Here is a 23,893-nt window from a genome sequence, read left to right as displayed (position 1 = left end):
CTGATGGCGCGCGCGTAAAAGTGCCGCTCCCGGCCGACGTTACGCCCGACGCCGGAGGGCCGCCCGCTGCTCCGGCGTCAGGGCGCCGCGGAGCTGCTCCGCCGTCATCGGCACACCTGCGCGGGCCAGGGCCCGCAGGACTGCCGCGGCCTCACCGCTCGCGAGCGGCCAGGGACCTGACGACATGGTCTCGTGGAGCGCGGAGAAGAACCGGGCCGCCCGGGCGAGCCGGATGCCCGCCGGGGTGTCCGGGCCGAGTACCGCGACACCTCGGCTGGTGGTCGCCGCCCAGCGGGCGTTGGCCTCCACGTTCTCGCGCCAGGAGGTGGCCCATACATCGTCGGCCACGACGTACCGCTCGCGGCGGCCGCTCGGTTCCCGCTCGCGCCGGATCACCCGCAGCCGGTCGAGGTACGCCACCGCGTTCGACACGGCGGCCCGGGAGACCCGCAGCTCTTCGCCGAGATCGGCGGCGGTGAGCCCGTGGTCGGACGAGTGGATCCACACCAGCACCCGAGCCGCGGTGCGTGGGACACCGGTGGCCACCACGTGCTCGGTGAACTCCTCGAGGAAGGCGGCCCGGGTGGCGGCCGGCGAGTCCTGCGTCCGGTCGTCTGCTCCGGCGGCGTGCACGGCGCCACGGGGGCGCCGCGCCCGCTCGTGCGCCGCGGCCTCGGCCCGGTCGGCGTCGTACCCGGCGGGTCCGCCGTTGCGGGTGACCTCTCGGCTCACCGTCGACGTCGGCCGGCCGAGCCGCCGGGCGATCTCCGCGTAGTCGAGCCGCGCCGCGAGCCCTGCGGCGACCTGTTCGCGCTCGGTCCGGTTCAGGCGTGGTCCCGGCACATCGCTCCCTGACGTGCATCGGTGGTTCGGCTGTTGCAACGATCCACCATAGCCGCTAGCCCTCGGTCCAAAGGCGAGTTGATCCTGAGCTGAACGCAACGCTGGACACCGTGAAAGGAACGACGTGACCGCACCAGCCCGCCCCGCCGGCCCTCTGCGGGCGAACTTCGACCGAGCGCTCGCACCGGACGTCGCCCGCGGTGTGATGCTGCTGCTCATCGCGCTGGCGCACGCGCCGGGCTTGGTGAGCGACCGTGCGCCCACCGCGGTGAACACCCTCACGGAGCTCGTGCGCTCGTTGCTCGCCGAGAACCAGGCACGCTCGATGTTCATCGTCCTGTTCGGGTACGCCATGGGACAGCTGCTGTACCGGCAGGAGGCCCGCGGCACGGGGCCGGCGGAGACCCGCCGCCTGCTCCGCCGTCGCGGGGTGGTGCTGGTCGGCGTCGGGCTGGCGCACTTCGCGCTGCTGGTGCCCCTCGACATCGTCGCGACCTACGGGTTCGCCCTGCTGTTCCTCGCGGCGATGGTGACGGCCCGCGACCGCGTGCTCCTGTGGACCGCGGCGGCCACGCTCCCGCTCGGCCTCGCGCTGATCAGCTGGACCTACCAGCGCGCCGTGGCCGTCGAGCTGTCGGGCGGGCAGGCCGGGATGACGCCGTACCTGTCGGCCACCTACCCGGCGCACATCGTGTCCGGCCTGCCGACCTGGCTCCCCGAGACTGTCCTCAGCGTGGTCGTGGTGGTGCCGGGCATGCTCTTCGGCATCTGGGCGGCCCGCCGCCGCTACCTGGACGAGCCGCGGGCCCACGCCGTCCTGCTCCACCGGACCGCCGTCGGGCTGCTCCTCGTCGCGCTGGTCGCGCGCCTGCCCGAGGCGCTCGTCGTGGCCGGCTTCTGGGTGCCGGCCGCGATGTCCACCGAATGGGCGCTCGCCCTGCTGCACACGGTTGGCGGCTACGCGGGCGGAATTGGTCTTGCCGCGCTGGTCGGAGTCCTGGTCGCGGGTCGGCCGCGCGACGGCGAGTGGGTCGAGCCGGCCACGGCGGGCGGCGCGGGCCGCCGGTTCACGACGGCGCTGGCCGCGCTCGGGCAGCGCTCGCTGACGTTCTACCTGGCGCAGTCGCTGGTGTGGCTCCTGCTGTTCTTCCCGTTCACGCTCGGGCTGTCGGGCACGGTGTCGTTCGCCGGATCCGCGGTGATCGCCGTCGGGGTGTGGGCGGCATCCGTCGTGGTGGCGGACGCGATGGCCCGGGCCGGCCGCCCGGGTCCGGCGGAGCTGCTGGTCCGGAAGCTCACCTACCCACGCCGCCGGACCCTCAACGGATCAGACCGGTGAGAGGCCCAGGCTGCGGCCCGCCAGGCCGCGCTTGCGTCGCGCCAGGCCCCGCGCGACGTCGGCCAAAACCTGCGCGCCGGGGGAGTCGGGCGCCGTCAGGACGACGGGGGTGCCGCTGTCCCCGCCCTCGCGGACGGCGACGTCGAGCGGCACCTGGCCGAGCAGCGGCACGTCCTTGCCCACGACCTCGGTGAGCCGGGCCGAGACCTTCTCCCCACCGCCGGCCCCGAAGACCTCCAGCCGCGTGCCGTCGGGCTGCTCCAGCCAGGACATGTTCTCGATCACGCCGACCACGCCCTGCGACGTCTGGGTCGCCACCGACCCGGCGCGCTCGGCGACCTCGGCTGCGGCCGCCTGTGGCGTCGTGACCACGAGGATCTCGGACGACGGCAGCAGCTGCGCCACCGAGATGGCGATGTCGCCCGTGCCGGGCGGGAGGTCGAGGAGCAGCACGTCCAGGTCGCCCCAGAAGACGTCGGCCAGGAACTGCTCCAGCGCGCGGTGCAGCATGGGCCCTCGCCAGACCACCGGCTGCCCCGGCGGCACGAACATGCCGATCGAGACCACCTTGACGCCGTGCGCGATGGGCGGCAGCAGCATGTTGTCGACGCGGGTCGGCTGCCGGTCGACGCCCAGCATGCGCGGGATCGAGAAGCCGTAGATGTCGGCGTCGATCACGCCGACCGAGAGCCCGTCGGCGGCCATCGCCACCGCGAGGTTCGCCGTGACCGACGACTTGCCCACGCCGCCCTTGCCCGACGCGACCGCGAACACCTTGGTCATCGAGCCCGGCTGGGAGAACGGGATGACCGGGTCGCCCGCGCCGCCACGCAGCATCGACCGCAGCGAGGAGCGCTGCTCGGGAGTCATGACACCGAGCTCGACGTCGACCGCCGCCACTCCGTCGACGGCCGTCGCGGCCGCCGTCACATCCTTGACCAGCGTCGACTTCATCGGACAGCCCGCGACGGTCAGGTCGACGCCGACGGCTACGTGTCCGCCGTCGGACACCTCAACCGACCGGACCATGCCCAGGTCGGTGATGGGGCGCCGGATCTCAGGGTCGAGCACACCCGTCAGCGCGTCGCGCACGCGAGCCTCGAGTGTGGGGGAGTCGACTGGGGTCATGGTTCGATCCTAAGTTGCGGGTCCAGGGGTTCCGGAAGGGGAGGGGTCTTCCATGCTCTTGTGAAGTAGGTCTTCCATGCTTTTGCAATGAAGGTCAGTTGAAAACGGTACGCTGCGTCACCACCAAGGGTGAGGAGGCCCCATGACCGAGGCACGCGTCCCCGCGCGAGTTCGGCGTGTCGCCTCCGAGGACGAGGCCCGCGAGCTCGCCGCGGCTCTGCAGCGGCCGGATCGCAGCCGCCCGGTCGTGGTCATCTCGACACCCGCCGGGTACGACGCCCCCTTCGTGGACCCGCAGCGCGTGCTCGACGACATCGCCGGGCTCGCCGAGGTGGTGGTGATCCCCACCGGCGACGTGTCGTGGGCGTTCTCGTCGGGCATGCCGCCGGACACACAGGTCTACGGCGGCGCCTCCCGCGTCTACGGCACCGACCTGGAGTGGGTGCACCAGCCGCGGCGCTCGCCGCTGCACTTCGCCTACTCCGTGGACGAGGACTCGCGCGTGCGCGACCGCCTGGTCAGCGACGTCATGCGGTTCGCGGTGCGCGCGGGGATCGTGGGGTCGGCGCGGTCCGCGCCCGACGCCGCGACCACCGGCGGCAAGGTGCTGGGCGTGCTGGGCACCCGCGCCCTCGTCAGCACCGAGGACGGCGGCCAGGCGACGATCGCGGAGGAGCTCGTCTTCTCCGACGTCCCGCTGGCCCGCGTGCTCGCGCCGGGTATGCGGGTCACCGGGGTGCTCGACCCGGCGCGCCGCCTCCTCGACATCCGCGGCATGCTGCCCGACGTCGACACCCTGCGCCGGGCGGTGCACGCCGCCTACCGCGTGGGTCAGGTAGTGCTCGGCCGGGTCGAGAAGGTCGAGGACGACGCCGTGCGCATCGCCCTGGCGCCCGGCGTCCCGGTGCGCGTGCGCCGGCCCGAGATCACGGGCAACGACCTGGACCTGCTCAGCGACCTCTTCACCCCGGGCGAGGTGGTGGCCGCCCGCCGCGTGCCCGCGCCGCTCGACGGCCTGGCCCTGCGGCTGGACGACGTCGACGAGTCCGAGGACGAGCCCGTCCCCGCGATAGCGCTGCTGGACGGCGGCCCGCCATGGCTCGAACCGTCGTTGCTCGAGCCGTCTCTGGTTGAGCCGTCGTTGGCCCAGCCTGACCGTTCGCTGGTCGAGCCTGTCGGAACCAGCCAGACGGGACCCGGCGATCCGCAGGTCACCCCGCCCACGCCCGCCGACCTGTTCGGCGCCCGTCCGTCAGAACCGGACGGGGCCGGGGCGACGGCTACGCGTGAGCGGAGCGACGGCGTCGGGCAGGGTCTCGACAGGCTCGAGGTGCGAGGGCTCGACGAGCGAGGGCCTGACCAAGGGGGAATCGACCAGCGAGCGGCCGGGCCCCGGGCGCCCACGCCCGGGGACGTGGCCGCGTGGCACGCCGGCGGGCAGGACGCCCTGCCCTCGCCCGCGGCGTCCGAGAGCCCGGCGGAGCCGGCAGGCAAGGCGGCCCGCGACCTCAGCCTCTCCCTCGACGCCGCGAAGTCCCAGGTCGCCGCGCTCGCGAAGGAGCTGCTCGACGACAAGGTCAAGCGGCGTCAGGTCGAGCTGGAGGTCGACCGCCTGCTGGGCCGGGTCGGCGAGCTCACCGAGCGGCTCGACCGCAGCGAACGGCGCGCCGAGCAGCAGGCGACCGCCCTGCGCAAGGCGCGGCAGGAGGCCGCGCGGCTGCGGCGTCGGCTCGGCGACGCGGGGGACGATGTGCCCGAGGAGCGGTACTTCGTCGACGACGAGGATCAGCTCCGGTTCGACGTCCTGGCCGAGTGGGCGCGGGCGATTCCCGCCGCCGAGAAGCCCGGGCGTCCCCTGGCGGAGTACACGCTCGGCCCGCGCTTCCTGCTCTCTCTGACCGACCTGGAGGGCGTGAGCCGTGACCGGGTGATCTGGACGCTCGTCATGGTGCTGACCGGGCTGGCGCCCGAGATGAACGGCCTGCAGGTACATCGTCTGCGCACGGGCGCGGGCGGCGACGACCCGTTCCGCCAGCGCGACGACGGCGCCGTGTGCTGGCGGGTGTCGCTCCAGGTCAACACGCCGTCGGCGCGCCGGCTGCACTACTGGAAGCTGCCCGGCGGCGCCTACGAGCTGTCGCGGGTGGTGCTCCACGACGACGTCGAGCCGTGAGCGGAGAGTTCCCCGGGGCTCGTGACTCCTCAGGCCTGCTCTCCCCGGCCCTCGTCCTTCTTCTCCTCCAGCTCCTCCAGGAGGTTGCGGATCTCCGAGCGCACGAAGTCGCGGGTCGCGACCTCGGACAGGGCGATCCGCAGCGCCGCCATCTCGCGCGCGAGGTACTCCGTGTCGGCGAGGTTGCGCTCGCCGCGCTGCCGGTCCTGCTCGGCGGTCACCCGGTCGCGGTCGTCCTGCCGGTTCTGCGCCAGCAGGATCAGTGGGGCCGCGTAGCTCGCCTGCAGCGACAGCATCAGGGTGAGCGCCGTGAACCCGTTCGCGGCGCTGTCGAACCGCAGGTCCTCCGGACCCCACGCGTTCCACACGAGCCAGACCAGGCAGAACACCGTGAGGTAGATGAGGAAGCGCGGCGTGCCCAGGAACCGGGCGATCGCCTCGGTGGCCTTCCCGACGGCGTCCTGGTCCACCCGGAACCGGGGGACCAGGGTGCGGCCCTTGGCGAGCGGGGTGTCCAGGCGGTCAGCCACGGTTGGCCCCCCGTCGGGTCGGTCCCGGCCGTGGCGCCGGAGCGGCCTGCGCGACTGCATCCAGCCGTTCGTCGTCGCTGCCCCGCCAGTCGTCCGGAAGGATGTGGTCGAGCACGTCGTCGACCGTGACGACGCCGAGCAGCCGGCGCTGGGCGTCGAGGACGGGCAGCGCGAGCAGGTCGTAGGCCGCCAGCAGGCGCGTCACCTGGCCCACCGACGCGTCGTGAGTGAGCCACTCGGTCTCGGCGTCCAGCACCGAGCCGACGGCCGCGTGCGGCGGCTCGCGCAGCAGCCGCTGGAAGTGCGCGACGCCGAGGAACCGGCCGGTCGGCGTCTCCAGCGGCGGCCGCACCACGAACACCATCGAGGCCAGCGCGGGCGGCAGCTCCGCCCGCCGGATCGAGGCCAGGGCCGTGGCGATGGTGTCGTCGGCGCCGAGGATCACCGGCTCCGTCGTCATGAGGCCACCCGCCGTGTCCTCGGCGTACTCCAGCAGACGCCGGACGTCGGCCGCCTCCTCCGGCTCCATCAGGTTGAGCAGCTGGGCGGCCTGCTCGTCGGGCAGCTCGTTCAGGAGGTCGGCGGCGTCGTCGGGCTCCATGGCCTCCAGCACGTCGGCCGCGCGGTCGCGGTCCAGGCCCGACAGGATCGACACCTGGGCGTCCTCCGGGAGCTCCTCCAGCACGTCGGCGAGGCGCTCGTCGTTCAGCGCGCCCGCGATCTCGAGCTGCCGCGCGGCACCCAGGTCGTGGATCACGTCCGCGAGGTCGGCAGCTCGCATGTCCTCGTACGCCTCCAGCAGACGGGCGGCACCCTGCTCCGCCGACCGGGCGGTGAGGTCCTGCACGGCGTCGACCGGGACGGTCAGGGTCGAGCCGCGGCGGAACGGGGCCGACCCCCGCGCGGAACGGCGCCGCACGAACAACTGATCCACCAGCCAGTCGCCGGTGCGCTGCTGCGCGATCGAGACGTCCTCGATGGTGACCTCGCCGGATCCGTCCTTGAGCTGCACCCGGCGGTCCAGCAGCTCGCCCAGCACCACCGACTCCATGGCCCGCTGCTCGAACCGCCGCATGTTCACCAGCCCGGTGCTGATCACCTGGCCGGCGTCGATACTGGTCACGCGGGTCAGGGGAAGAAAGACGCGGCGCCGGCCCGGGACCTCCACCACCAGACCCACCGCCCGCGGCGCGCCCTTGGCCCGGACCAGCACTACGACATCACGAACCCGGCCCACCTGGTCCCCGATCGGGTCGAAGACCACGGTGCCTGCCAGACGTGCGACAAAAACCCTGGTGCTGGCGCTCACGCTGGTCAGCCTACGACCCGGCTCCGCGGCACGCTCCTCGCCACTTCTGCCCAGGTAGGGGACACTATGGGGTATGAGCATGTCTCGCCCGGGTGCCGTCCCGAAGGTCCCGACCCTGCCGGCCGGCGACGAGGTCGCCGCGTACTCCACCTACCTGGAGGCGCAGAAAGCAGTCGACTACCTCTCCGACAACAAGTTCCCCGTTGAGAACGTCACCATCGTGGGCACCGACCTGCGCATGGTCGAGCGCGTCACGGGGCGTCTCACGTACGGCCGGGTGGCGCTCGCGGGCGCACTCTCCGGCGCCTGGTTCGGTTTCTTCGTGGGACTGTTGATCACGCTGTTCGCGGGCGAGGCGGGCTTCCAGGTGATGTTCGCCGGCATCGCGCTCGGCGCCGGCTTCGGCCTCCTGTTCTCCATCCTGTCGTACACGTTCACCGGCGGACGGCGCGACTTCACGTCGTCGTCGCAGATCGTCGCGGCGACGTACGCGATCCTCTGCGGCCACGAGCACGCGTCCGACGCGCGGGCGCTGCTGATGCGCTCGCCGAGCGGGCTGGGCAAGTCGCGCGGCGCCGCCACCGTGGGGGTTCCCGCGCCCGTCGCTCCGCCGACGGTGCCGGGGCAGCCCCCGGTCGCCGGGCCTCCGGCTCCTGCCGCGCCGCCAGCGTCCCGCCCGACCGACCCGCGCTGGGTGACGCCCACGGGTGAGCCCCGGTACGGCGCGATGCGGCCGGGATCTGGTGCTGGTTCGGCGGATGGCGGTGCTGCGGGTGCTGGCTCGGCGGGTGCTGCTGGCGATGCCGGGGGTACGGCGGGTGCCGGTGCGGCGCCGGCCGGGCCGCCGTCGGACGCTCCGGCGGATGCACCTACGAACGCCCCGTCGAATGGAGCTTCAGACGCGCCGTCGCAGACGGAGCCGCCGACCCCGCCGGACCAGGCCTCGGCTGCCGCGAACGGCCAGCGCGAGGACGAGTCGGCGGACCAGGACGACGTGCCGACGCAGCGCACGACGCCCCGCCGCACGAACCCCTACGCGCCGCCGAGCGACGACCAGAAGTAGCCGAGCTCCGGGGCTGGAGCCACAGGAGCTTCTTGGTTTGAGCCGCTGGGCTCTGGTGCTCTGGTGCTCTGGTGCTCTGTTGGTTCTGTGCCCTGTTAGAGCTGAGCTGAGCTGAGCTGGGTTGGTCAGGGCGCCGCTCCGACTTCGGTCGGTTGCACGGTGGCCGACATGACTTCGGTCGGTTGCTCTGAGATCGGTCAATCAAACGACCGATGTCAAAGCAACCGACCGAAGTCAGCTGCCCGTGCCGTGCGAGGGACCGAAGTCAGCTCTTCGTGCCGTGTGAGGGACCGAAGTCAGTTGCCCGTGCCGTGCAACCGACCGAACTTGGCACCACGTCCGGGGCCACCACCGCAGCGCGCCCCCGCCGCACCTCACGCCGCCGCACCAGCCCCCTGGCTCCCGGCGCCCGGCGCCCGGTCAGCGCAGCGAAGCCATCCAGGACTCGACGTCCTCCGGGCGGCGGGGGAGCGCCGCCGAGAGGTTCTCGTTGCCGTCCGCGGTGATCAGGACGTCGTCCTCGATGCGCACGCCGATGCCGCGGAACTCCTCGGGCACGGCGAGGTCGTCGGCCTTGAAGTACAGCCCCGGCTCGATGGTGAACACCATGCCCGGCTCCAGGACGCCGTCGAGGTAGAGCTCGCGGCGCGCTTGCGCGCAGTCGTGGACGTCGAGGCCGAGGTGGTGCGACGTGCCGTGCACCATCCAGCGGCGGTGCTGCTGGCCGTCGTCCGCCAGGGCGTCGGCGGCGGTGACGCCGTCGGGCAGAAAGCCCCACTCCTCGAGCCGCGCCGCGATGACCTCCATCGCCGCCGTGTGGACGTCGCGGAACTTCGCGCCGGGCTTCGCGACGGCGAACGCCGCGTCGGCCGCGTCCAGCACCGCCTGGTAGATCTTGCGCTGCACGTCGGTGTACTCGCCGTCGACCGGCAGGGACCGCGTGATGTCGGCGGTGTAGAGCGTGTCGACCTCGACGCCGCCGTCGAGCAGGAGAACTTCGCCGGAGCGGACCTCGCCGTCGTTCCGGATCCAGTGCAGGGTCGTGGCGTGCTCCCCGGAGGCCGCGATCGTCTCGTAGCCGACGGCGTTGCCCTCCAGCCGGGCGTGCCCGTCGAACGTGGTCTCCACGACGCGCTCGCCGCGCCGGTGCGCGACCGCACGTGGCAGCGCACGGACGACGGCCTCGAAGCCCTCGATGGTGCGGGCCACGGCCTCGCGCATCTGCTCGATCTCGTACTCGTCCTTGATGAGCCGCAGCTCGGACGTGGCCTCGACGAGGGCATCGTCGGACACGGAGTCCTCGTCCTCGCCGGCCTCCAGGCGCAGCTCCTCGACAAGCGACTCGATGGCGTCGTCCGCGCCGGTCACGACGAGGAGCCGCACGCCGCCGTCGCCGACGTCCTTCGCCAGGGCGTCGCCCAGCTCGTCGATGTGGCGGGCCTCGATGCCGGTGACGGCCTCGACGTCGGCCAGCGACGGGCGGGCGCCGACCCAGAACTCGCCGTAGCGGGCGTCGGCGTAGAACTCCTCGTTGTCGCGCGGCGCGAGCGGGCGCACGTACAGCACGGCGTGATGGTTGGAGCCGCTGTCGCCGGCGCCGTCCTCGACCGGGTGCAGCACCAGGACGGCGTCGGGCTCCTGGTCGGTGCCCAGGCCTGTGAGGTGCGCGAACGCCGAGTGCGGCCGGAACCGGTAGTCCGTGTCGTTGGAGCGGGTCTTGAGCGAGCCGGCCGGGACCACCAGGCGCACGCCCGGCAGCCGCTCGGAGAGCGCGGCGCGTCGTACGACGGTGTACGGAGCGGCGGCGGACGCCGTCAGGCCGAGCTCGGCGCGCGGGGCCCACTGCGACATCACAAAGTTCTTGAAGGCAGTGGAGGCGGGACGGTGCGAGCGGTTGGCGCCGCGGTCCGCGGTCTCCTGCTCGTCAGGCTGAGAAGTGGTGGTGGGCTCGCTCATGCGCCCAGTGTTTCACGCACGCCGTCCGAAGTCCGCAAGCGCCCTGGTGAGCACCCTGTTGAAGGCCGTGGGGGCCTCTTTGTTGACGTCGTGTCCCGCATTCGGGATGACGACGAGCGACCCTTCGCGTGCCGCGGCGAGGTGCTTCCGCTCCTCGAGGCGCATCCTGTCGCGGGCGCCGTTGATGAACCAGATCGGGACCCGGGAGGCACGCACGTTCGCGATCGAGGAGCGGCCGATCAGGTCCGTCAGGGCGTCCGTGACGACGTCCCATGCTGGGCGGTGCCTCTCGGCGGCCTGACTTGGCGCGATCTCGAGCTGGCGCAGGTCGGCGCCACCGGGGGCGCTCCCGAGCGGGCCGCCGAACGAGGGCCGCAGCGACGGCATCGAGAGGCGCGGAGGGTAGCTGGGGTGCACGACCCGACCGGTCAGGCGCCGGCTGAGGTAGACGGTGTTCGCCACAGTCCGGGCGACGTCCCGGTAGAGCCGGAGCGGCTTGCCCTTCGGGTCCGAGGTGCAGGCTGCCGCCACCACCCCCACCAGGCGCTCGCTGGTTCCGGGCCGGGCGGCCCAGGCGAGAGACGTGTAGCCGCCGAGCGACAGCCCGACCACGGCGACGGGGCCGGACGGGAGAGTCGCGACGGCGTCGTCCAACGCCTCGAAGGCGCCGTCCATGGTGAACCGGTCGTGGCGGCGCGAGCCGTGCGCCGGGAGGTCGATCGCGACGGCCTCGTGGCCGGCCGCGCGCACGTGCTCTACCTGGCTCTCCCAGGTCGCGCCGGAGTTGCGCATGCCATGCACGAAAACGACGCTCGTGGGAGCGCCGTTCGGGTTCTGTGGGTCGCTCGTACTCATCGCATCCGATGGTGAGGGATCGCTGAGCACAGGCGGCGGACGACGGCGGCACAGCCCGTAAACGTGCTGTGTGGGCTTCACGCGAGCCAGACAGATGGGACGCCGGGGTGCCGCACCTCACGCCGCCCGGGGCACTCGGTGGTCCGCGGGATCTCTACCCTGGTGGAGTGATCGACCTCCACACGCACTCCACCGCGTCAGACGGCACCGACTCGCCAGCGCGCCTGGTGGAGGTCGCGGCGCTGGCCGGCATCACGACGCTCGCCATCACCGACCACGACACGACGTCGGGCTGGCCGGAGGCCGCCGAGGCGGCCGGCCGCTACCAGGTCGGCCTGGTGCGCGGCGCCGAGATCTCCGCGATCGCGCGCACCACCGGATGGGGCACCGGCGTCCACCTCCTCGCGTACCTGCACGACCCCACACACCCCGACCTGGTGGCCGAGACCGAGCGGACGCGCGACGACCGCACGTCCCGGGCCCGGCGTATGGTCGCGCTGCTCGGCGAGGACTACCCGATCACCTGGGAGGACCTGCTCGCCCAGACGCAGCCGGGCACCACCCTGGGCCGCCCGCACATCGCGGACGCGCTCGTGGCGGCGGGCGCCGTCCGCGACCGCGACGAGGCGTTCGCCACCATCCTGCGCCCCGGCACGCGGTACTACGTGGGTCACTACGCGCCCGACGCCGTCGCGGCGGTCCGTGCGGTCCGCGCCGCCGGCGGCGTGCCGGTCTTCGCGCACCCCGGGGCCGACGCGCGGGGCCGGGTCGTCCCCGACTCGACCATCGAAGAGCTCGCCGCGGCGGGCCTCGCGGGCCTCGAGGTGGACCACCGCGACCACACCCCGGACACCCGCCGCCGGCTGCGCGACATCGCCGAGTCGCTGGACCTGCTGGTCACGGGGTCGAGCGACTTCCATGGGGCGGGCAAGCAGAACCGGATCGGCGAGAACACCACCGAGCCCGGCGCGCTGGAGGCCATCGTCGGGCAGGGCACCCTCGAGGTGCTCCGGTGACCTGGTTCGACCTCGCGCTCTTCACCGAGGTGTTCGTGACGCTCTTCGTGATCATGGACCCGCCCGGCACCGTCCCGGTGTTCCTCGCGCTGACGTCGCGGATGACGGCACAGGACCGGAGGCGCGCGGCACGCACCGCGATCTTCGTGGCGTTCGGTGTGATCGTCGTGTTCGCGGTGTTCGGCCAGCTCCTGCTGGAGCACCTCGGGGTCTCGCTGGCGGCGCTGCAGGCGTCGGGCGGGCTGCTCCTGCTGCTGGTCGCGCTCGAGCTGCTCATGGGCAAGATGGACGCGGGCGAGACGGACTCCGGCGGATCCGCAAGGAACGTGGCCCTGGTGCCGCTGGCGACGCCGCTGCTCGCCGGGCCGGGCACGATCGTCGCCACCATGGTGTTCGTGCAGCAGGGCGTCAGCGGCGGGGAGTCCGCGGTCGGTCACTACGCGTCGATCGGCATCGGCATCGTGGCGGTGTGTATCTGCACGTGGGCGGCCATGCGGTTCGCGGGCCTGGTGCACCGGGTGCTCAAGGACTCCGGCGTCACGCTGGTGACCCGGATCGCGGGCGTGCTGCTCGCGGCGATCGCCACGCAGATGATCGCCAACGGCGTCATCGAGTTCGCGCGCACGGTCTGACCTCCGACGTGTCGGAACGTCAGGTCACACCCGGGTGACCTGTGCGTCTGACAGTCAGATGTCGATCGTCTCCAGGGTGACCTGCACCGGTTTTTCCGGCACCAGGGCCTCGGCCTGGCGGACCTTCTTCTTCATGGGCAGCACGTAGCCGCCGTCCTTGTCGCTCGGGAAGACGGACGTGGTCCAGGTGGTGCTCCCGACCGTGACCCGCACCCGGATCGAGCCGAACCCGCGCGGCGGCAGGGGAAGGTCGGCAAGCTCGTCGGAGTGGTCGGGCGGCACGGTGACGAACCACCAGGAGTCGGTGCGCACCTGCCACTGCCACAAGGGTGCGCTGAACTGGATCTGCACGAGGAGCAACCTACGCCGTCGACTGCGGCGGGGTAGAGCGAGGCCGCGAAAAGGTCCGCCTCGAGAACATGGTCTGGCATGGATTCCGGTCGAAACCCATGCCAGACCGTGTTCTCGAGGCGGACCCTTTCGCGGCCCCGCTCGGTCAGCTCTCCGGCTGGCCGCCACGCGTGCGGCGGCGGTTGCGGTTCCGACGGCGCCGCTGGCCGCCCTCGTCCTCGCTGCCCGACGCCGGGCGGTCGCCCGACGTGCCGGTGTCACCGGAGGGAGCGGCGCCGCCGTCCGTCCGCGACGCCGAGCGCGGCGTGCCGTGCGAGCCGCCCTGCCGTCCGCCGGTGCGGGGACCGGAGCGGGGAGCGCCGGACCGACCGCCGCCGGAACGGGAGCCGCTGTTGCGCTTGCCCGTCTCGCCCAGGTCCTCGACGTCCTCGGCGTCCAGGCCGGCGAGGTGCTGCGCCGACCGCGGCAGGCGGCCCTTGGTGCCCTCGGGGATGTTCAGGTCGGCGAACAGGTGCGGCGACGTGGAGTACGTCTCGACCGGCTCGGGGAACCCGACCTCGAGCGCCTTGTCGATGAGCGACCAGCGCGGCACGTCGTCCCAGTCCACGAAGGTGACGGCGGTACCGGTGTTGCCCGCGCGGCCGGTGCGGCCCACGCGGTGCAGGTAGATGCGCTCGTCCTCGGGGCACTGGTAGTTGACCACGTGCGTCACGTCCTCGACGTCGATGCCGCGGGCGGCCACGTCGGTGGCGACGAGCACGTCGATCTTGTTGTTGCGGAAGGCGCGCAGCGCCTGCTCGCGGGCGCCCTGGCCCAGGTCGCCGTGGATCGCGCCCGCGGCGAAGCCGCGCGTCTGCAGCTCCTCCGCGACCTTGGCGGCCGTGCGCTTGGTGCGCGCGAACACGATGCTGCGGCCGCGGCCCTCGGACTGGAGCAGCCGCGCCAGCACCTCGACCTTGTCGAGGGCGTGGGCCCGGTACACGACCTGCTTGATGTTCTTAACGGTCGCGCCCTGGTCGTCCGGCTCGGCGGCTCGGATGTGCGTCGGCTGCTTCATGTAGCGGCGGGCCATCGAGACGACGGCGCCCGGCATGGTGGCGCTGAACAGCATGGTGTGCCGCTGCGCCGGGGTGCGGGCCAGGATCTTCTCGACGTCGGGCAGGAACCCGAGGTCGAGCATCTCGTCGGCCTCGTCGAGCACCACGGTCGCCGCGCGGAGCAGCGTGAGGTGACCCTGGTTGAGCAGGTCGATCATGCGGCCGGGCGTGCCGACCACGACGTCGACGCCGGACTTCATGGCCTCGATCTGCGGCTCGTAGGCGCGGCCGCCGTAGACCTGCACGATGCGGACGTTGCGCTTGGCGGACGCCGTGCCCAGGTCGTTCGCCACCTGAACGGCGAGCTCACGGGTGGGGACGACGACGACGGCCTGCGGCTTGCCGGGGGCGACGAGCTGGTCGTAGCCGGGCTCACCGGGGGCGACGACGCGGTGCAGCAGCGGCACGCCGAAGCCGAGCGTCTTGCCGGTACCGGTCTTGGCCTGGCCGATGATGTCGTGCCCGCTCATCGCGACGGGCAGCGTCATGGCCTGGATGGGGAACGGGTGGGTGATGCCCGAGTCCTTCAGCGCCTCGACGATCTCGGGGCGGACGCCGAAGTCGGCGAACGTCACGTTCTGCGCCTGGATGGCGGACGGGCTGGAGTAGTCGGGCCCCGAGTCTGTCGTCGGCTCGGGGCTTGTCTCAGTGACCGCGTCTGCGGCCGGGGTGTCTGTGGTAGTCACTGGCGCCTTCATCTCTCGCGGCGCGGTGGGCCCTCATGGCCCGGCGATCGCGCCTTCGTGCGGCAGCCGATCGTGAAAATCATCGCGCGCCGGGAATGACCCAGGCTGCGCGTCCTGTCGGGGCGGCCTCCTGGGAGACCGAAGCACAGGCTCGGGGGTCGGAACGTGACGACCGGGCAACCGATGTACGGCATTCATGGTACGCGCACGATGTTTCCGCGTGGTTAGCGAAACACGTTCAACCGACCCGTTAGTAATGAACGCCACGTGGCGGACGGCGCAAACTGGCGCGTAGTCCGCCACGCGGCGACGGGTACAGCGAGACTCAGACCGCGCCGAAGCCGACCTTGCGCTGCTCCTCGGAGCCGATCTCGACGTAGCCGATGGCCTCGCCGGGGATGATCACGCGGCGGCCGCGGGAGTCAGTGAGCTCGAGGGGGCCACCGGTCAGGGCCTTCTTGACGGCAGTCGCGACGGCGTCCGCGCTCTCTTCCGTCTCGACCACGACCTCGCGCGGCAGGTTCTGCACACCGATGGTGACGTCCACGTTTACTCCAGTTCGGTCGGGGATTGCGCCGCGTACCCGGAGGCCCGGGGACCCGGCGTGACGATCCTAGTCACGCTCCGGGACCGGCGGCCCGCGGTTTCGCCGTGAGCCGAGCGGTGTCGCTGACAGCGCAACGCGGACGGCGGGGTGTGCCGCGGCCTGTGGACAACTGCACGTTCTGTGGGTGAAGGCATGGGCCGGCGGGCGCCTGCGTGGCACCATGGTCGGCGTGAGTAGTCCGACGTCCCCCCGGCGTGCCGGCAGGCACGCCCGCGGAGGTGCGTCCGCCGGCCTCCTGTCCGAGGGGGTGACGGCGGGTCGTGCGGCGGCCCGGAAGGTCAAGCGACGTGCGGTGCGGAACCCCCGGCGCACGATGGCCGCGCTCGGCCTGTGCTTCGCGATGGGTCTCGGCGGGGGCATGGCGGTGACCATGTCCACCGAGCCGGACGCGTCCGCGGCGGTTGTGGCCGGGGTGGTCGAGGACAACCTGGGTGCCGAGGCCGGCGCCGCGGTGCGGAACGCGTACGAGGCGGCTCGGTCGGGCAACCGCACGTCGCCGCCCACGCCGGCCGGTCCTGCGCATGCAGGCACGGGAGCCGACGCCGTGTCAGGGTCCGGGGTCGGCGCCGCCGATGCGGAGGAGCTGGCTGCGCCGTCCGCCTCCGCCCTGCCGTCGCCGCCGGCCGCGGCGCGCGGCCCGGCCGTCACGAAGTCAGCGCCGCCGTCGCCGGGCCCGAGCGCCGCGCCCAGCCCACGTTCCACCCCTGGTCCGACGCCGGAGCGCGGCTCCGGCCTGCTCGGCACGAAGGTCACCGTGGAGCAGGAGCTCTCCGGCCGGCTGCTCGTGGCACGTGGATCCAGTCCGGCGCCCGCCGACGGCAAGGTCTGGCGGGTCCAGGTCGCCGTCGAGAAGGGCCTGCCGGTGGACCGGCGGGTGTTCGCCGAGGCCGTGCTGGCCACCCTGAACGACCCGCGCGGCTGGAACGGCGCGGACGGCTCCACGTTCGCCCGGACCGACTCCGAGAACTACGACGCGCGCGTCGTGCTCGCGAGCCCGGGAACCACCGATCAGCTGTGTCTTCCGCTCGACACGATCGGCGAGCTCTCGTGCGGCATCGAGGAGACCGCGGTGCTGAACTTCAAGCGCTGGGCCACGGGGTCCCGGGCGTGGGAGAACATCCGCGCCTACCGGCAGTACCTGGTGAACCACGAGGTGGGGCACGTGATCGGGTACCACCACGACGTGTGCGCCGGCGAGGGCGAGCATGCGACGATCATGGTGCAGCAGACCACCACGACGAGCGGCTGCATCCCCGAGCCCTGGCCCGCGCCGCACGCGGAGTGACCACGTAGCCCTTCGGGCGAACAGGATATTTGCGACAGCCCCGCGCGGGGCGCCGAGCAGTGTCAGTGGCTCGTGGTTCGATCATTCGCGTGACACCGACCCTCGCCCTCGCACCTCGGCTGGCGCGACCCCTGACGTCGACCGAGAACCGTCCCGGCGGCGCCGATTCCGTGCCGCTCGACGACAGCCAGGCGGCCGCCGTCGAGACGGCGCTCAGCCATAGCGCGACGCTGGTCCTCGGGGCGCCCGGTTCGGGCAAGACGACGGTCACCTGCGAGGTCGCCGTGCGGGCACTCGCGTCGGGCGTACGGCCCGAGCGCGTGCTGGTCCTCGCGTCGTCGCGTCGCGCCGCGGCCCGGCTGCGGGACGAGGTGGCCGCGCAGGCCGGGCGCACGGTGGGTGCGCCGATGGTCCGTACGGCGTCGTCGGCGGCGTTCGCCGTGCTCCACAAGCGCGCCGCGGCGCTCGAACAGCCCACCCCCACGCTGGTCTCGGGTCCGGAACAGGACCTGGTGCTGGCCGAGCTGCTCGCCGGGCACGTTGCGGGCGAGGGACGGCCGCTCGCCCTGCCCGCCGGTCTGCCGGAGGAGTCCCTCGGCCTGCGCGGTCTGCGCCAGGAGCTGCGCGACCTGCTGATGCGTGCCGCCGAGCGCGGCCTCGGCCCGGTCGAGCTGGACGAGATGGGGCGCGCGAACGACCGCCCCGAGTGGGTGATGGCGGCGCAGATCTACGAGGAGTACCTCGACACCATGGCGCTGCGGCTGGCGACGCCCGACGCCGGGCCGCGCTACGACCCGGCGGTCGTGATCGACGAGGCTGCCGAGTCGCTGCGTTCCTGGGAGGACGAGGTGCCCGGCATGCCACGGCCGACGTGGGACCTGGTGGTCGTGGACGACTACCAGGAGGCCACCGCGGCGACGGTCCGGCTCCTGCGGGTGCTGCACGACGACGGCGCGCGCCTGGTGCTGCTGTCCGACCCCGACTCCGCGGTCCAGACCTTCCGTGGCGCCGCACCGGGCCTCACCGGCCGGGCCGCGGCACCGGCCGGCGCAGGGCGAGCCTTCGGCGCCTTCGACGCCGAGACGGTGGTGCTGGACACGGTCTGGCGGCAGTCACCGGAGCTGCGCGCTGTGACCCGCGCCGTCACGAACCGGATCCCGGTATCGGCGAGCGCGCTGCACCGGCGAGCGACGGCGCACGAGGCCGAATCGGCCGGCGACGGGCCGGCCGGCGCGGAGCCGGCGGGCGCTGAGCTGACGGCCGCCGAGCCGACCGGAGCGGAGGCGCCCGGCGTTGCCGAGCCGACCGGGGCCGAGGCGCCCGACTCTGCCGAGGCGGACACCGCGGAAGCCGGTGCCACGCCCGTGTCGCCCGTCCAGGTGGCGGTGCTCTCGGGCGCCGCCCAGGAAGCCGCCTGGATCGCGCGGGAGCTGCGGGCCGAGCACTTGTTGCGGGGCACGCCCTGGGAGCGGATGGCGGTGATCGCGCGCAGCGGCACGCGGCTGGCGGCCCTGCGCCGCGAGCTGGTGTCGGCGTCCGTGCCAGTGGCGCTGCTCGGTTCGGACCTGCCGCTAAGGGACGAGCCCGCCGTCGCGCCGCTGCTGGCAGCGGTCAAGACGTGCGCGGGCGCGCCGCGCGGGAGCCTGGAGGCACTGATCGCGGAGGAGCTCGACGGCGACGAACCGCTGCTCGACCCGGAGACGGCGGCGCTGCTGCTCATCTCGCCGATCGGCGGGCTGGACGCCGTGGCGCTCCGCAGGCTGCGCCGCGCGCTGCGGTCCGAGGAGCTGGCGGCCGGTGGCGGTCGCACGTCGGACGCGCTGCTCGTGGAGGTGCTGGCCGACCCGGCTCGCGCGGCCCTGCTGCCCGCGCAGGTCCGGCGCGGACCGCTCGCCGTGGCACGCGTGCTCGCCGCCGGCCGGGAGGCGGCGGGGGAGTCCGGCGCCACCGCGCAGACCGTGCTCTGGGCGGTGTGGGCAGCGACCGGACTGGCCGAGCGCTGGAGCGCCGCCGCCCTCACCGGCGGCCCGGCCGGCCTGCGGGCCGACCGCGACCTCGACGCCGTGCTCGCCCTGTTCCGCGCGGCGGAGACCTTCGTGGACCGGATGCCTGGCGCGCCGGTCGCCGCGTTCGTCGACTACCTGGACTCGCAGGACCTCCCGGCCGACTCCCTGGCGGCGTCGGCCCAGGGTGCGGGCGCCGTGGAGGCGCTCACGCCCCCGGGTGCCGCGGGGCGCGAGTGGGACGTGGTGGTCGTGGCCGGCGTGCAGGACGGCGTGTGGCCCGACCTGCGGCTGCGCGACTCGCTGCTCGGTTCGCAGGCGCTGGTCGAGCTCGTCGCGGGCCGGTCCGAGGACGGCCGGGTGGTCGGGTCCGAGGCCCGGCGCCAGGTCCTCACGGACGAGCTGCGCGCCTTCGCGGTGGCGGTCTCGCGCGCCCGGCGTCGTCTCCTGGTCACGGCCGTGGAGGACACGGAGGAGGCGCCCAGCGTGTTCTGCGACCTCGTGTCCCCACGCGGCGACGGTGGCGACGGTCCGGACCCGCGCCGCGTCCCCGTCGGGCCGCCGCTCGACCTGCGCGGTGTGGTGGCCGCTGCCCGGTCCGAGCTCGTGCGGGCGGCGGCGCTGTCCGGGCCGGGCGGCCCGTCGTCGGGCGACCCATCGGTGTCGGACGATCAGCCGTCAGCGGGCGGCCGGCCGGCGTCCAGCGGCGAGCCCGGTGCCGCGCTGCTCGCGGACCTCGCGGCCGCAGGCGTCGCTGAGGCGGACCCGAGCACCTGGTACGGCGTGGCGGGCGTCTCGAGCGAGGTGCCGCTGTGGGGCGCGCAGGAGACGGTGACGGTGTCGCCGTCGAAGGTCGAGACGGTGACCACCTGCGCCCTGCGCTGGGCGTTCGAGGCGGCGGGCGGCACCAAGCCGGACGCCACGCACCAGACGCTCGGCACCCTGCTGCACTCGATAGCGCAGAGCCATCCGAAGGGGTCGCTCACCGACCTGAAGAAGGAGCTGGATAGGCGCTGGCCCGAGCTCGCGCTGCCGGACGGCTGGCCGTCGCTGCAGCTGCGCAAGCGCGCCGAGCGCATGGTGGAGCGGCTCGCGGACTACCTCGCCGACTCGGGCGAGCCGCTGCTCGTCGAGGCCGACTTCGACCTGCGGGTCGGTCGCGCGCGGCTGCGCGGCCAGGTCGACCGCGTCGAGGACGCGGGCGACGGCAGCGTGACCGTGGCCGACCTCAAGACCGGCAAGACCGCGGCCAGCAAGGACAAGGCGGCGGAGAACCCGCAGCTCGGCGCGTACCAGCTCGCCGTCGAGGAGGGTGCGCTGGACCTGCCGGAGGGCACGGTCAGCAAGGGCGCGAGCCTCGTCTACGTCGGCACCGAGACGGTGTCGGCGAGCGTCCGGAACCAGCCCGCCCTGGTCCCGGACGAGGACGGCAACAGCTGGGCGCGCGACACCGTCGAGGGCGCCGCCGACACGATGGCCGCCGCACGGTTCGCGGCCAGGAACAACGACCTGTGCGAGGTGTGCGCAGTGCGGCGATCCTGCCCGCTGCAGCCCGAGGGACGAAAGGTGGTCGAGTGACCGAGCCCGAGATCCGGCTGTCCGCGCGTGCGATCGCACGCCTGCTCGGCCGCCACGAGCCCACCGACGAGCAGATCCGGATCATCGAGTCACCGCTGGAGCCCGCGCTCGTCGTGGCCGGCGCCGGCTCCGGCAAGACCGAGACCATGGCCGCGCGCGTGGTGTGGCTCATCGCCAACAAGCTCGTCCAGCCGCAGCAGGTGCTTGGCCTGACCTTCACGCGCAAGGCGGCCGGCGAGCTCACGCAGCGCGTACAGACCCGGCTGGCGCAGCTGAACCGGGCGCTGGGCGAGGAGTCGGGCGAGGCGCTGGCCGGCCTCGACCTTGACCGGCCCACCGTCGCGACCTACAACGCGTACGCCGCGTCGCTGGTGGCGGACCACGGCCTCCGCCTCGGTGTCGAGCCCAGCGCCCGCCTCCTCGGCCAGGCCGAGCAGTGGCAGCTCGCCTCCCAGGTGGTGGAGTCCTGGGACGAGGACCTCGGCACCGACAAGGCGGTCAGCACCGTGACCGGTGCCGTCGTCGCGCTGTCAGGCGCGCTCGGTGAGCATCTCGTCGACCCCGCCGACGCCCGGGACCGCCTCGTCGAGATGGCCGAGCACCTCGAGTCGATCCCGCTCGGCCAGAAGCAGAAGCGGCGCACCAAGGACGTCGACAAGCTCATCAGCTCCGTCGCCGAACGGGCACGCTTCGTGGACCTCGTGGTCGAGTACCGGCGCCGCAAGCGGATCGCCGAGGCGCTCGACTTCGGCGACCAGGTCGCGTTCGCCGCGCAGCTCGCCCGCGAGGTGCCGCTCGTGGGCGCCGCCGAGCGGGCGCGGTTCGAGGTGGTGCTGCTCGACGAGTACCAGGACACTTCCTACGCCCAGGTCGAGCTGCTGTCCGGCCTGTTCGGCGGCGGCCACCCCGTTACCGCCGTCGGCGACCCGCACCAGTCCATCTACGGCTGGCGTGGCGCCTCCGCTGCGGGCCTCGCCCGCTTCCCCGGCCGCTTCCAGCGCGACGACGGCGTCCCCGCCGCGGTGCACTACCTCTCGACGTCCTGGCGCAACGATGCCGCCGTGCTCACCGCCGCGAACGTGGTGTCGGGCCCGCTGCGCTCGCGCACGGGGGCCGGCACGAACGTCAGTATCGGCCCGAACGTCCATGTGCCGCCGCTGGACCTGCGCCCCGGCGCGGGCGAGGGCGTGGTGTCCGCGCACGTCGCACCCACCCTGGAGGAGGAGGCCGACGCCGTCGCCGAGTGGGTCGCGGAACGATGGCGCTCCGGTGCGCACCCCGACGGACGCTCCACGGCCGCAGTCCTCTGCCGGGCGCGCGCGCAGTTCCCGGCCATCGAGGTGGCCCTGCGCCACCGCGGCCTGCCGGTCGAGGTGGTGGGCCTGGGCGGCCTGCTGTCCACGCCCGAGGTGGTCGACGTCGTCGCGCTGCTCCAGGCCGCCCACGACCCGTCGCGCGGCGACTCGCTGCTACGCCTGCTCACGGGCCCGCGCCTCAACCTCGGCGCGGCCGACCTGCACGCCCTGGGTTCCTGGGCGGCCGACCTCGCGCGGTTGGACGACCCGCGGCGCGCCGCCGCGTCCGGCGGCCCGGACGACGACGGCGAGATCACGGACGACCCCCGCGTGGTCGAGGGCGACGTCTCCGACCACCGCTCGATCGTCGACGCGCTCGACGACCTTCCGCCCGTCGGCAGCCCGGCCCGTGACGGTCGTGTCCTGTCCGAGGACGCGCACCGGCGTCTGGCGGCGCTGGCCCGGCTGCTCCGCGACCTGCGCGGACTCACCTACCTCTCCCTGCCCGAGCTCGTCGTCCAGGCCGAGCGCGCGCTCGGGCTCGACGTCGAGGCAGCCACCGCGGCCGCCCTGGTGAATGCCGGGGTCGGCGGAGCGGTGAGCGACCGCGGCCGCGAGCACCTCGACGCGTTCCGCGACGTCGCGGCGTCGTTCGCGCAGTCGTCGGACACGGCGACGCTCGGCGCGTTCCTCGCCTGGCTCGGCGTCGCGGGGGAGAAGGAACGCGGCCTCGACATGCCGGTCCACGAGCCCGACCCGGACGCCGTCCAGGTGATCACCGCGCACGCCGCGAAGGGTCTGGAGTGGGACTCGGTGGCCGTGGCGGGCCTCGCCGACGGGGCATTTCCCACGTGGGACCGGGGTTCGCGCTCGGGGGAGTCGTCATCGGGCTGGCTGTCCGACCTCGGCGAGCTGCCCTATCACCTGCGCGGCGACGCGGAGGACCTGCCCGCCTTCCGTTGGGAGCACGCCTCCGACACCAAGGACCTCGTCGCGCTGCGGGACGAGTTCAAGCTCGAGTGCGGCGGGCACCGCCTCGCCGAGGAGCGCCGCCTGGCGTACGTCGCGTTCACCCGCGCCCGGCGCGAGCTTTTTCTCACGGCCTCCTGGTGGGGTACGGCGAGCCGCCCGCGCGGCGTCTCTCCGTTCCTCGTCGAGCTGGCCGATGCCGGGCTCGTCAGCACCGACCTCTGGGCGCCCATGCCCGAGCCGGACGCCGAGAACCCGCGCAACGCCGAGGAGGTCACGGCGGTCTGGCCCGCGCCGGACGGGCGCCCGGACGGGAGCGAGACCCCGGACGAGACCGGCCGGCCCCAGGTCACCGGGCAGCACGCGACCGCCCGCGAAGTCCTGCGCGCGACGGCCAACCTCGTGGACGGCGCCGCCGAGGACCGCCTGGTCGCGCTCGCCGCCCTGGGGCTCCCGGCCGACGCGCTCACCGCGCCGCGCGGCGTCCTCACCGACGCAGCGGGCCACGACCTGGTCGACCTCGCCCGGATGCTCCTGGCCGAACGCGACCGGCAGGCCGACCGGGAGGTCGCGTTCCCGGCGCACGTGTCGGCGTCCGGCCTGGTGCGGCTCGCCGCGGACCGTGACGCGTTCGCCCTGCAGCTCCGCCGCCCCGTGCCCGTGCAGCCCACCGTCCACGCCCGGAGGGGCACCCGGTTCCACGAGTGGGTCGAGCAGTTCTTCACGTCGGCCACGCTGCTCGACGTCGACGACCTGCCCAGCGCGGAGGACGACGAGCTCCCGGAGGACACGGACCTCGACAAGCTGCGGGACACGTTCCTCGGGTCGGAGTGGGCGGCCCGGACGCCCGTCGCGGTCGAGGTCGACGTCGAGACGCCGGTGGCGGGCGTCATGCTGCGCTGCCGCATGGACGCCGTCTTCCGGGACCCCGCCACGGGCCCCGACGCCGTGGTGGTCGTGGACTGGAAGACCGGCCGCGAACCGCTCGACGCGGCGGCCCGCGCGGCCCGCGAGGTCCAGCTCGCCGTGTACCGGCTGGCGTGGTCCCGCTGGACGGGCTTGCCGCTCGACCAGGTCAGCGCGGCGTTCTACTACGTCGGCTCGGATACGACGGTCCGCCCGGACCGCCTCCTGGACGCAACGGAGCTGGAGGCGCTCATCCGCGGCACATGACGACG

At 73.5% G+C, this 23,893-nt stretch carries 17 protein-coding genes; 8 read left to right on the top strand and 9 right to left on the bottom strand.

Translation table 11 applies throughout. From position 1 onward, the window contains the following. Positions 1 to 39 precede the first annotated feature (39 nt). On the bottom strand, positions 40 to 843 hold the full coding sequence (locus EW117_RS30750) for a GbsR/MarR family transcriptional regulator (RefSeq protein ID WP_129784142.1): 804 nt from the start codon (positions 841 to 843) through the stop codon (positions 40 to 42). 124 nt (positions 844 to 967) lie between these two features. Between EW117_RS30750 and EW117_RS04580 the strand changes: the two genes are divergently transcribed. Continuing rightward, on the top strand, positions 968 to 2,182 hold the full coding sequence (locus tag EW117_RS04580; RefSeq protein WP_207211747.1) for a DUF418 domain-containing protein: 1,215 nt from the start codon (positions 968 to 970) through the stop codon (positions 2,180 to 2,182). On the opposite strand, the gene EW117_RS04575 is transcribed toward EW117_RS04580, so the two are convergent. Next, positions 2,171 to 3,310, bottom strand: a complete 1,140-nt coding sequence (locus EW117_RS04575) for an Mrp/NBP35 family ATP-binding protein (RefSeq protein ID WP_129784140.1) — start codon at positions 3,308 to 3,310, stop codon at positions 2,171 to 2,173. The two genes, EW117_RS04580 and EW117_RS04575, sit on opposite strands and share 12 nt — an antisense overlap. Before the next feature lie 142 nt (positions 3,311 to 3,452). On the opposite strand from EW117_RS04575, the gene EW117_RS04570 reads away from it, so the two are divergent. Beyond that, on the top strand, positions 3,453 to 5,483 hold the full coding sequence (locus EW117_RS04570) for a S1 domain-containing protein (protein WP_129784138.1): 2,031 nt from the start codon (positions 3,453 to 3,455) through the stop codon (positions 5,481 to 5,483). 29 nt (positions 5,484 to 5,512) lie between these two features. On the opposite strand, the gene EW117_RS04565 is transcribed toward EW117_RS04570, so the two are convergent. Beyond that, complete coding sequence (locus tag EW117_RS04565) at positions 5,513 to 6,013, bottom strand: DUF1003 domain-containing protein (RefSeq protein ID WP_129784136.1); 501 nt, start codon at positions 6,011 to 6,013, stop codon at positions 5,513 to 5,515. Continuing rightward, entirely contained in the window at positions 6,006 to 7,322 is a 1,317-nt protein-coding gene (locus EW117_RS04560) for a magnesium transporter MgtE N-terminal domain-containing protein (RefSeq protein WP_129784134.1), read from the bottom strand. Before EW117_RS04560 ends, EW117_RS04565 begins: the two co-directional genes overlap by 8 nt. 73 nt (positions 7,323 to 7,395) lie before the next feature. On the opposite strand from EW117_RS04560, the gene EW117_RS04555 reads away from it, so the two are divergent. Continuing rightward, positions 7,396 to 8,385, top strand: coding sequence for a YflT domain-containing protein (locus tag EW117_RS04555; protein ID WP_129784132.1), 990 nt, complete (start codon positions 7,396 to 7,398; stop codon positions 8,383 to 8,385). Between the two features lie 420 nt (positions 8,386 to 8,805). Here EW117_RS04555 and EW117_RS04550 read toward each other — a convergent pair whose 3' ends face one another. Further along, the gene (locus EW117_RS04550; protein WP_129784130.1) at positions 8,806 to 10,341 is read right to left on the bottom strand and encodes an aminopeptidase P family protein; all 1,536 of its coding nucleotides are present in this window, start codon (positions 10,339 to 10,341) and stop codon (positions 8,806 to 8,808) included. A gap of 12 nt (positions 10,342 to 10,353) precedes the next feature. Next, positions 10,354 to 11,196 carry an alpha/beta fold hydrolase gene (locus tag EW117_RS04545; RefSeq protein ID WP_129784128.1) on the bottom strand — a complete coding sequence of 281 codons (843 nt, stop codon included), beginning with the start codon at positions 11,194 to 11,196 and terminating at the stop codon, positions 10,354 to 10,356. 167 nt (positions 11,197 to 11,363) lie between these two features. Here EW117_RS04545 and EW117_RS04540 point away from each other — a divergent pair, with 167 nt between their 5' ends. Next, on the top strand, positions 11,364 to 12,212 hold the full coding sequence (locus EW117_RS04540; RefSeq protein ID WP_129784126.1) for a PHP domain-containing protein: 849 nt from the start codon (positions 11,364 to 11,366) through the stop codon (positions 12,210 to 12,212). Beyond that, positions 12,209 to 12,844 (top strand): MarC family protein, encoded by a 636-nt coding sequence (locus EW117_RS04535; protein ID WP_129784124.1) that lies wholly within the window; start codon positions 12,209 to 12,211, stop codon positions 12,842 to 12,844. Before EW117_RS04540 ends, EW117_RS04535 begins: the two co-directional genes overlap by 4 nt. A gap of 54 nt (positions 12,845 to 12,898) precedes the next feature. Here the strand turns inward: EW117_RS04535 and EW117_RS04530 are convergent, their stop codons facing one another. The 3 genes from EW117_RS04530 to EW117_RS04520 all read right to left on the bottom strand — a co-directional run bounded on the left by EW117_RS04530 (position 12,899) and on the right by EW117_RS04520 (position 15,525). Next, the gene (locus EW117_RS04530) at positions 12,899 to 13,195 is read right to left on the bottom strand and encodes a DUF1905 domain-containing protein (protein ID WP_129784122.1); all 297 of its coding nucleotides are present in this window, start codon (positions 13,193 to 13,195) and stop codon (positions 12,899 to 12,901) included. Positions 13,196 to 13,340: 145 nt separating this feature from the next. After that, positions 13,341 to 14,978, bottom strand: a complete 1,638-nt coding sequence (locus EW117_RS04525; protein WP_129784120.1) for a DEAD/DEAH box helicase — start codon at positions 14,976 to 14,978, stop codon at positions 13,341 to 13,343. 325 nt (positions 14,979 to 15,303) lie between these two features. Continuing rightward, positions 15,304 to 15,525: a DUF3107 domain-containing protein gene (locus tag EW117_RS04520; protein WP_129784118.1), complete on the bottom strand. Its 222-nt coding sequence runs from the start codon at positions 15,523 to 15,525 to the stop codon at positions 15,304 to 15,306. A gap of 229 nt (positions 15,526 to 15,754) precedes the next feature. On the opposite strand from EW117_RS04520, the gene EW117_RS04515 reads away from it, so the two are divergent. The 3 genes from EW117_RS04515 to EW117_RS04505 all read left to right on the top strand — a co-directional run bounded on the left by EW117_RS04515 (position 15,755) and on the right by EW117_RS04505 (position 23,888). Continuing rightward, complete coding sequence (locus EW117_RS04515; protein ID WP_165362466.1) at positions 15,755 to 16,870, top strand: DUF3152 domain-containing protein; 1,116 nt, start codon at positions 15,755 to 15,757, stop codon at positions 16,868 to 16,870. 170 nt (positions 16,871 to 17,040) lie between these two features. Next, complete coding sequence (locus EW117_RS04510; protein ID WP_129784389.1) at positions 17,041 to 20,451, top strand: ATP-dependent helicase; 3,411 nt, start codon at positions 17,041 to 17,043, stop codon at positions 20,449 to 20,451. Beyond that, positions 20,448 to 23,888, top strand: a complete 3,441-nt coding sequence (locus tag EW117_RS04505) for an ATP-dependent helicase (RefSeq protein ID WP_129784114.1) — start codon at positions 20,448 to 20,450, stop codon at positions 23,886 to 23,888. The genes EW117_RS04510 and EW117_RS04505 overlap by 4 nt, the downstream gene beginning before the upstream one ends. Positions 23,889 to 23,893: the final 5 nt, after the last annotated feature.

It is taken from the genome of Promicromonospora panici, from assembly GCF_900608595.1.
Lineage (GTDB): Bacteria > Actinomycetota > Actinomycetes > Actinomycetales > Cellulomonadaceae > Promicromonospora > Promicromonospora panici.
The sequence above is the reverse complement of the archived record's forward strand: the minus strand, read 5'-3'. Positions and strand labels throughout refer to the sequence as shown.